The organism is Frankia sp. CoWAU3, from assembly GCF_977971855.1.
On record NZ_CDWWXB010000052.1, the window covers coordinates 6,991 to 15,328 of the forward strand.

The 8,338-nt window shown below is 68.0% G+C and carries 8 protein-coding genes; 7 read left to right on the plus strand and 1 reads right to left on the minus strand.

All coding sequences use genetic code 11. The annotated features are described in order from the left end of the window. From AC08ON_RS07415 to AC08ON_RS07440, 6 genes are all read left to right on the plus strand, one after another. On the plus strand, positions 1 to 616 hold a 616-nt coding region (locus AC08ON_RS07415; protein WP_476616682.1), incomplete at its 5' end, for a MinD/ParA family ATP-binding protein. Between the two features lie 89 nt (positions 617 to 705). Next, on the plus strand, positions 706 to 1,122 hold the full coding sequence (locus tag AC08ON_RS07420; protein WP_011434514.1) for a DUF6112 family protein: 417 nt from the start codon (positions 706 to 708) through the stop codon (positions 1,120 to 1,122). Between the two features lie 69 nt (positions 1,123 to 1,191). Further along, entirely contained in the window at positions 1,192 to 1,974 is a 783-nt protein-coding gene (locus AC08ON_RS07425; RefSeq protein WP_476606971.1) for a DUF8175 domain-containg protein, read from the plus strand. Continuing rightward, positions 1,971 to 3,353 carry a TrbL/VirB6 family protein gene (locus tag AC08ON_RS07430; RefSeq protein ID WP_476606972.1) on the plus strand — a complete coding sequence of 461 codons (1,383 nt, stop codon included), beginning with the start codon at positions 1,971 to 1,973 and terminating at the stop codon, positions 3,351 to 3,353. Before AC08ON_RS07425 ends, AC08ON_RS07430 begins: the two co-directional genes overlap by 4 nt. 39 nt (positions 3,354 to 3,392) lie before the next feature. Further along, on the plus strand, positions 3,393 to 4,895 hold the full coding sequence (locus AC08ON_RS07435; RefSeq protein WP_476606973.1) for an SCO6880 family protein: 1,503 nt from the start codon (positions 3,393 to 3,395) through the stop codon (positions 4,893 to 4,895). Next, positions 4,892 to 6,982, plus strand: a complete 2,091-nt coding sequence (locus tag AC08ON_RS07440) for a conjugal transfer protein TraC (protein ID WP_476616683.1) — start codon at positions 4,892 to 4,894, stop codon at positions 6,980 to 6,982. Before AC08ON_RS07435 ends, AC08ON_RS07440 begins: the two co-directional genes overlap by 4 nt. 71 nt (positions 6,983 to 7,053) lie before the next feature. On the opposite strand, the gene AC08ON_RS07445 is transcribed toward AC08ON_RS07440, so the two are convergent. Next, complete coding sequence (locus AC08ON_RS07445) at positions 7,054 to 7,596, minus strand: YbhB/YbcL family Raf kinase inhibitor-like protein (RefSeq protein WP_011434509.1); 543 nt, start codon at positions 7,594 to 7,596, stop codon at positions 7,054 to 7,056. 146 nt (positions 7,597 to 7,742) lie between these two features. Here AC08ON_RS07445 and AC08ON_RS07450 point away from each other — a divergent pair, with 146 nt between their 5' ends. Further along, complete coding sequence (locus tag AC08ON_RS07450) at positions 7,743 to 8,081, plus strand: P-II family nitrogen regulator (protein ID WP_476606975.1); 339 nt, start codon at positions 7,743 to 7,745, stop codon at positions 8,079 to 8,081. The last annotated feature ends 257 nt before the right edge of the window (positions 8,082 to 8,338 follow it).

Sequence of the window (8,338 nt, forward strand, 5' to 3'; positions counted from 1 at the left end):
CACCGTCGCCCCGACCGGACTGCGGTCCGTGCTCGGCCTGCTCGCGCATTCCTATCCACTGGTGCTGGTCGACGCGCCGGCCAAGGCACCGCTGACGCCTGCGGCGGTCCAGGCCGCGGACCTCATCATCCTCGTCACACTCGCGACCGCCGCCGATCTGGAGGCGACACTCACCGGACTGCGTACGTTGCGGGACGCGGCGGGTGGTGGCTCAGCCAGACACGGCGGGCCGATGATCGTGGCAGCCATGATTGCGCCGCGCCGGGGCCGTCCCTCGCCCCGGACCCGCGCGGCGGCGGCCCGGCTCGGGCGGCAGGTCGACACGCTGATCCGAATCCCGTACGACGCCCGGCTCGACCCCAGCAGGCATACTCCGGTGCGGATTCCTCGACTACGCCGACGTACTCGCCGCGCCTACCTCCAGCTGGCCGCGGCCGCCGTGGAAGCCCTGTTCACTCTCGCAAAAGCCGAGGTCACGGCCGCTGCGGGCGCTGTCGATCAGCCGGGGGCTGCGGCCGGCGGCGCCGTGGAAGCGGTCACCGCCCGTGCAGATTCTGGCGCTTCCGGCGGCCCACGAGCGGCTACCGAGGATCACCCTGCGGCGCAGGGCGTATGATTTGGCGACCTACGGTCACCAACGGCACCCACAAGGATCGCCGGACCGGATCGGCCGGGCGGCCCCCCGCCTGTGGGAAAGGAACCGAGATGATCCTGGACGCCGCCGCCGTCAAGGCGACCGTTGTCCTCGCTGAGGTACAGGTCAAACCGGATGACTCCAAGGCGCCTGGCATCAATGCTCTGAAAGACCTGGTCAACGGCCTGGCGGCCTATGCGGTGATCGCTGCGGTCGCCGCTGTGCTACTGGGTGGTATCGCATGGGCACTCGGCGAGCGGATGGGCCTCGAGCGCGCGTCGATGGTCGGCAAGAGCGGTGTGATCGCGGGCTTCGGTCTCGCATTCCTCGTCGGTGCCGCGGCAGCCTTCGTCAACTTCTTCCTTGCCACCGGTGCAACGGCCACCGCACCCGACCCTAACCCGGCTGGCCAGCGTCAACCCGCCGTCGAGCTCACCGTTGCCGTTGACCCCGGCGTGGTCCATGACCCATCGTCAACGCTCTTCTGACCTGTTCCCCGGATACCAGCGGGCGGACATTGCGATGATGACCGTGCCGTCTTGTGAGGGGAGTGGGCGTTGGTAAGTCTTGTGGAGTGGGCGGCCAGACGCCTGATCATCATCATCGTGACCACTGACACGGTGAGTGTGATCGGCGGATTGGTCATCGGCCGTTACGTGGTTCCAGACAATGGTTCGAATGGCCCGGATACCGCGTCCGTCGCGCCGCAGGCTTCTCCGAGCGCTACCCCGCCCGGAGTGACGCCGACGCTGGTCCCCTCGCCGAAACCGTCCAGCCAACCGGCCAACACCGCCGACCCCACCTCAGTCCCCGGTGTCCCCACCCGGATCAACGAGTTCGGTATCCCGGTCGGCTACCCCCACACCGAAGCCGGCGCCGTCAGCGCCTGCGCCAACTACGTTTCTGCATACGGAAAAACTATCAATCGCGAGCCCACGCGCCTCAAGCAAATTTTTAAATCAATAGCAGACCCCTCGACCGCCAATCGGCTCAGCCAACTTCTTATCGATGTCAATAATAAGACAGCAAAAAATTTCGGGGTTACATCCATAGATTCCCCGAACTTTCAATTGATTTATCGAACCCTCGGATATAAGATTGAAAAATTTAATCCCAACGAGGCAAAAGTATATATCTGGTCCAATGCAAGTGCCGGAATAATTGGTGGATCGCCGAACTACAAGCCTCGCAACTTCTGGGGAACCGACCTCTGTACGGTGAGCTGGAATGGCACAGATTGGAAACTTTCTGACGCCGTCGATGGCCCGGATGGTCCTGATCCCGTTGAGCAGAGGTCCGAGGAATTTCGGAGTTTCCTTCTGATCGGAGCGGTCTCATGACGTCCGGCGGTACAGGCGAAGGCAGTATTATCCTGGCCTTCAACCCCAATCCACTCGGTGCTATCAAGGATGCGATAGCGGGGAGTGCGGATGCGTACTTCAACTCGACGGGCAAGGCCTTCTGCGGCATGGCGGCGGACCTGTCCAGCTCCGTATTCAGCTTCGCGGCGCAGAAGACGACCATCAACCTGAATGCCGACTACGTCGTCCAGAACTACAACATCGCGTTTGGGGTGGCGGTCCTGATCGTCACCGGCCTGTTCATCTGCGCCTGCATCATGGGCGCCGTGCGCGGTGATCCTCACATCTTCGCACGCGCGCTCGCCTCCACCGGCACCGCGATCCTCGGCTCGTTCGTCGCACTCACCCTGCTACAGATGGTGCTCACCGCCTCGGACGGGATCGCCGACGCCTTCGGTGACGGGAAGCCACTCGGCTCGGCCCTGGTAACCCAGCTGCGGGCCCTACCGGAGCAGGGGAACTTCGCACTCGACATCGTGCTGTCGCTGCTGGTGGCGTTGTTCTCGTTTGCGCTCTTCGTGGTGCTGTACATCCGCAAGGTCGCGATCATCGTGATGGCGGTGTTCATCCCGGTGTATCTGGCCGGGCAGCCGACGATGTCCACGAGCGCCTGGATCAAGCGGGCGACCGAGATCCTCTTGGCGCTGATTTTCGCGAAGCCGGTTATTTACGCGATTTTCACACTCGGTGCCGGTGTGGCAAGCGACTCAAGCGGCTCCACAGTCGATCAGACACTGACGATCCTCGGCGGGGCCGTGGTGATGATTGCGGCGGTGTTCGCTCCCTTCGTCCTGCTGCATCTGATGGGATTCGCCGACATCCACCTGATGCGCGCCGTCGGTTCGGCAGGTCGGCGCAGTGCGGCGTCGTTCGGCCAAGGGGCGGGTGCGTTGCTGGGATCGACGTCGCGGGAGACTTTCCGCGGAATCGGCGCACGGCTGCAGACCCGCAACCGCGGCATGCTCGGCGACGTCGGTGGCGTCGGCGCCGAGCCCGCACTGCCCCGGCCAGCCGGGCTACGGACCGGTCGTGGCAGCGGCCTCGGCGCTCCGGCGGGCACGTCATCCCGGACGGGTGCCGCCACGGCCGCGGTGCGCGGCTCGACGGCCGGCCGGCCCCGGGCCGGCGGTGGCAGTACCCGGCAACCGGCAAGAGCCGCCACCCCCACCAGGGCGACGGTCACGGTCGGCAGCAATTCCAGGCCGGTCGGCGCCACGAGGACGATGCGCCCGGGTTCCGTCACGGGCGGGGCACGCGGGACCGGTCAGGGCACGAGGCGGGTACCCGTGCCCCCGCCGGCGTCCCGGCCTCCGAAGATGACGGCGGCGGTACCGCCGTCCCGCACCGGCGGCACGTGAGTAGTTGAGTGGCGAGGTAGCGAGGTAGCGAGGTAGTCGATGATCGCGGAACGCAGTTACCGCTTCGGACCGCTGGAACGCGGCGGAGTCATGCTGGGCATGCGCTGGCCGCAGCTCGGCCTGATGATCGGCGTGATGCTGTGTGTGCTCGGGGCACTTCGCTCTCCGCTCCTGTTCATCCCACTCTGGGTACTGGTGGGAGTAACGCTCCTGTTTGTTGCGTTCGTCCGGGTGGAGGATCGTAATCTCGACCAGTGGGTGCCGATCCTCTTCGGCTTCACGATGCAGAAGGTGACGGGCGAAACGGTGTTCCGTGGCGCGTTCTTCCGGCTGGGCGCCGGGGAGGACCAGCTCAGCCGAACGGTCCTCCCGGGGCCGCTGTCGTCGCTGGTGATGTTGTCCGTACCGGTCGGCGGCGGCCGGTACGTGGCGGTGGTAAAGGATGCCAAGCAGCAGACCTACACCGCCGTCCTGCAGGTGCAGGGTAGCCAGTTCGCCCTGCTGGAGTCCGGTGACCAGCAGGCCAGGGTGGACGCCTGGGGGGAACTGCTGGCCGGGCTGACCGCCGGGGGCGGCAAACTGTCGCGCATCCAGTGGTTGGAACGCACGCTGCCCGACTCCGGCGACCAGCTTCAGCGGCACTGGCGGGTCCGCGGGCATCACGACGACTCCTGGGCCGCCGACGCCTACCAGCAGGTCATCGACGCGGCGGGTCCGGTGGCGCAGCGACACGAGACCTACCTCTCGTTCCAACTTCGGGCCAGGGACGCCCGGCGCGCGATCCAGCGGGCCGGGGGCGGTGACCAGGCGGCCTGCGCCGTCCTGCTCGGCGAACTGCGCACGATGGAGGCGGCTCTCGCCCGTGCGTCCATCAACACGGTCGGATGGCTGCCGCCACGGGCGCTCGCCGCGGTCATCCGCACCACCTACGATCCGTACTCGATCGAGATGATTGACGCGCGGGGTGGTGCGAGTACGGACCTCGCCGGGGGCCTGAAGGGGTTGGCGTCCGGCATCGACCCGGCGGTCGCAGGCCCGGTCCGGGCCGTCACCGCCTGGGACCACTACCGCACCGACTCTGGCTTCCACACGACGTACTGGATCAATGGCTGGCCGCGTGTGCCCTCCCCCGCCGCGTTCCTCGCTCCGCTGCTGATGGAGACGACCTGTCGGCGGACGGTTTCACTGATGGTCGAGCCGCTGCCCGGCCGGAAGGCGGAGAAGGCGGTGAACCGACGGCGGATGGCGCACCTCGGTGAACAGCAGATGCGGGACAAGGTCGGGAAGGTCACCACCCAGCGCGACGTGGCCGAGGCCGACGAGGTCGAACGCCGCGAGCAGGAGCTGATCGCCGGATTCGGCGCCTTCCGCTTCCACGGCTTCGTCACGGTCTCCGCCGACGACCTCGACGGGCTCGCCGACGCCTGCGGTGAGGCCGAAACGCTGGCCTCACGCAGCCGGTTGGAGATGGTGCGTCTCGTCGGCGAGCAGAATCAGGGCTTCAGCGTCGGAGCGCTACCGTTGGCGGTGGGGGTTTCGTGAGCTCAGCACACGACGACGCCTCGGCGCGCGGGTACCCGGTCCCGACCGGCTACCCGACCGGCGGCTATCCGGGTAACAGCAACACGAGCCATGGCCAGCCAGGCAATGGCCAGCCAGGCAATGGCCAGCTGAGTAACGGCTATGCGGCCAACGGCCATGCGGTGGGCGGTTACGTGCCGGCCGGCTATCCAGCCGGTGAAGCCGTGGCCGGTCACCCCGAGCGCGCCGACAGCAGCCCCGGCGGCCCCGACGACGAGGGCCCCGACGGCGACTTCGACGACGGCAACTTCGACGACCCGCCCAGCTACGACGAGACCGGTTACGACCCCGACGGCTACGAGGCGGCGGACTACGAGGCCACCTCCCACGACCCGGGACGCGATGCCGAGGGCTATGTGGACCTCGGCGGCGGTCCGCGGCGGCGGCGCGAGGGACGCCTATCCGCGGAGCCTCCCCGGCGCAGCCGGCGCGCGGAACGGGCCGCGGCGGCCACCGAGAAGGCGGCGATGCGCCGGGCCCAGATAGCCCTGCGCCGGGGCGCACAGCCGCCACGGCTGTTCGGGCCGTTCGGCGGGCGAACGTTCCACAAGCTGCGGCTTCCCGCGCACATGGAGACGACGGCGCAGATCGCCGGCATCTACCCGTTCGTCGTCGACTCCGGCCTGGCCGCGCCCGGCATGTACATCGGTCGGCACGTCTGGTCGGGGAACTCGTTCGACTTCGACGTCTTCGAGCTGTACCGCCAGCAGGTCATCGAGAATCCGAACTTCGCCGTGTTCGGCGCGGTCGGCTCCCGCAAGTCGGCGCTGCTGAAGACGCTGATCTCGCGAGGGGCGGCGTTCGGCTACCAGGCCGCCGTACCCTGTGACCCGAAGGGCGAGTACACGCGGCTGGCTCGGCGCCTCGGCTGTGAGCCCACCTACATCGGGCCCGGCATGGCCACCCGGCTGAACCCGCTCGACGCCCCACCCCGTCCGATGGGCATCGCCGACGAGGACTGGGCCCGTGAGGTGAAGCGGGCTCGTTCGGCGCTGCTGTCGTCCCTGATCGAGACGGCGAAGGGGGTGCCGCTCACCCCGGCCGAGCACACCGCGGTCGACCTGGCTCTCGACGTCGTGACCCGGCAGATCACCGGGGCGTCCCCGGACCGGTGGGCAACCCCGATCCTGCCGCACGTGCTGGAGGCGATGACGGATCCAACCGAGGAGGACTGTGTCAACCTCCCGATGACCGCGACCGAGCTGCGCGACGCCTCCCGGGATGCCACGCTGACCCTGCGCCGGCTCACACACGGCGCGCTGGGCGGTCTGTTCGACGGGCCGACCACCTCTCCCCTGGACTTCGACCGTCCGATCGCCGTGCTGAACCTGGAGCGGGTCCAGGGCAGCGATGAGATGATCGCCCTGATCATGACCTGCGCGCAGGCGTGGATGGAAGCGGCACTCATGCGCCAGGACGGCGTGCAGCGCTACGTCGTCTACGACGAGTGCTGGCGGCTGATGCGGTTCGCCGGCCTCGTCCGCCGGCTGTCCGCCCAGCAGAAGCTCGCCCGACAGTGGGGATGCGCGAACGCGATCGTCGCCCACCGCATCTCCGACCTGCTGTCCGCCTCGCCGGACTCGGTGGAGATCGCCAAAGGCCTGCTCGCCGAAACCGCGATCCGGATCCTCTACAAGCAGGCGTCCGATCAGATCGCCGACACGCAGGCCGCGCTCGGGCTCACCGACGTCGCCGCCGACCTGCTCCCCAGGCTCGACCCGGGCTACGCCCTGTGGCTGATCGGCGCCCGCGCCTTCTACGTCGAGCACGTCGTCGGCGACCTGGAGATCCCCGTGGTGCTCAACGGCTCGAAGATGCACGGCGAGGTCGACGACACCAACCTGACCCCCGACGATCTGGATCCGGCCGAGCTGGACCCGCCGGATCTCGGTCCCGGCAGGCTGCGCCGGATGGCCGACGAACTCCTCGGCGACCGGGAGCTCGCCGACCGGGAGCTCGCCGGCGGGCCGGCCGTCCCACGGGCCGCCGACCTCACGGGCGGGTTCGGCTACCCGCCCGTGGAGCCCAGTCCCAGCTCCACCGGCTGACGATCCCCGGGGACGACGATCCCCAGGGACGATCCCCGGGGATCTCGCCGCGCCGGCAGGGCGGCCCCGCGTCAGCGTTGGAAGGTCACCCGCAGCACGGCCCGGGCGAGAGTGTGGAAGGTGAGGTTGAAGCCAACGACGGCCGGTGAGACCTCGTCGTTGATCTCTAGTTTCGGCACGTCGACCGCGTGGACGGTGAAGATGTACCGGTGCGGTACGTCGCCCTGCGGCGGCGCGGCCCCGCCATACGCCTTGGAGCCCCAGTCGCTGCGCACGTGATACGCGCCGGCGGGCAGGCCGGTGAAGTCTCCGCTGCCCGCGCCGCGAGGAAGTTCGGTCGCCGCCGCGGGGATGTCCACCAGGACCCAGTGCCAGAATCCGCTGCCGGTGGGCGCGTCCGGGTCGTAGCAGGTGACGACGAAGCTCCTGGTCTCGGCGGGCTGACCGGACCAGGCCAGCTGTGGGGAGATGTCGGCGCCCCCGGCGCTGGTGTGCACCTGATCGGACGGAACGACTCCACCGTCGACGAGGTCCGTACTGGTCACGGTGAACAGCGGTTTGGCGGGCAGCACGTCGAACGGGTCGGGGGGTGTACCGCGGTCGAGCAGGGACATCTACCATTCCTTCCGTTACGCCATTCGATGACATTCCCGAGACGGAACCGTCGCTTGCCGGCTCTACGCTTCTCCGCGATGAAACCTCATCCCGAAGGTGCGCCGGGCCGTCGGCATGCGGTTCCAGACAACCTGGTGAGGTCCCGGTGAGACTGGTCACCGCCATCCTGCGTCCACATCGCATCGATGACGTACGCACCGCCCTTGAGACCTTCGGTATTCAGGGTATGACGGTCAGCCAGGTGACCGGATTCGGCATCGAACTGTGGCGTACCCAGACGTATCGCGGGCAGACCTTCCACGATGAGTCGGTGAGCGCCGTGCGGGTCGAGTGCGTCGTCGCGGACTGCGACGTCGAGGACGTCATCGAGGTGATCCTGAGATCGGGCGGATCGGCGGCCAGCGGAGCCGGCAAGATCTGGGTCCTTCCCGTCGACGCCATCGCCCGCGTCCGCACGGGGGAACGCGGGCCGGACGCCTTGTGAGTCCGGACGCCTTGCGAGTCCGGCGGCGGTCACCCGGCTGCGGTGACGGTGACCAGCAGACTGCACCGACCGTGACCAGCTCGATTGCCGCGATCGCTCGATGGTCCCCAAGGCCACGGCACCACCCATCAATAGTGAGACGATCGTCATACAAACGATGCTTTCGGTGTGCGACCAGCGACTGTTCCCACCTTTGGGTGACGAGGAGAGGCGACAATGACCCGTTGACCCGATACGGTTGACGGGTCCCGGCGGGC

Bases quoted from the DNA above. Each gene is read 5' to 3' on its own strand.
- AC08ON_RS07420 (WP_011434514.1), top strand. From the start codon at position 706: ATGATCCTGGACGCCGCCGCCGTCAAGGCGACCGTTGTCCTCGCTGAG.
- AC08ON_RS07430 (WP_476606972.1), top strand. From the start codon at position 1,971: ATGACGTCCGGCGGTACAGGCGAAGGCAGTATTATCCTGGCCTTCAAC.
- AC08ON_RS07435 (WP_476606973.1), top strand. From the start codon at position 3,393: ATGATCGCGGAACGCAGTTACCGCTTCGGACCGCTGGAACGCGGCGGA.
- AC08ON_RS07445 (WP_011434509.1), bottom strand. From the start codon at position 7,596: ATGTCCCTGCTCGACCGCGGTACACCCCCCGACCCGTTCGACGTGCTG.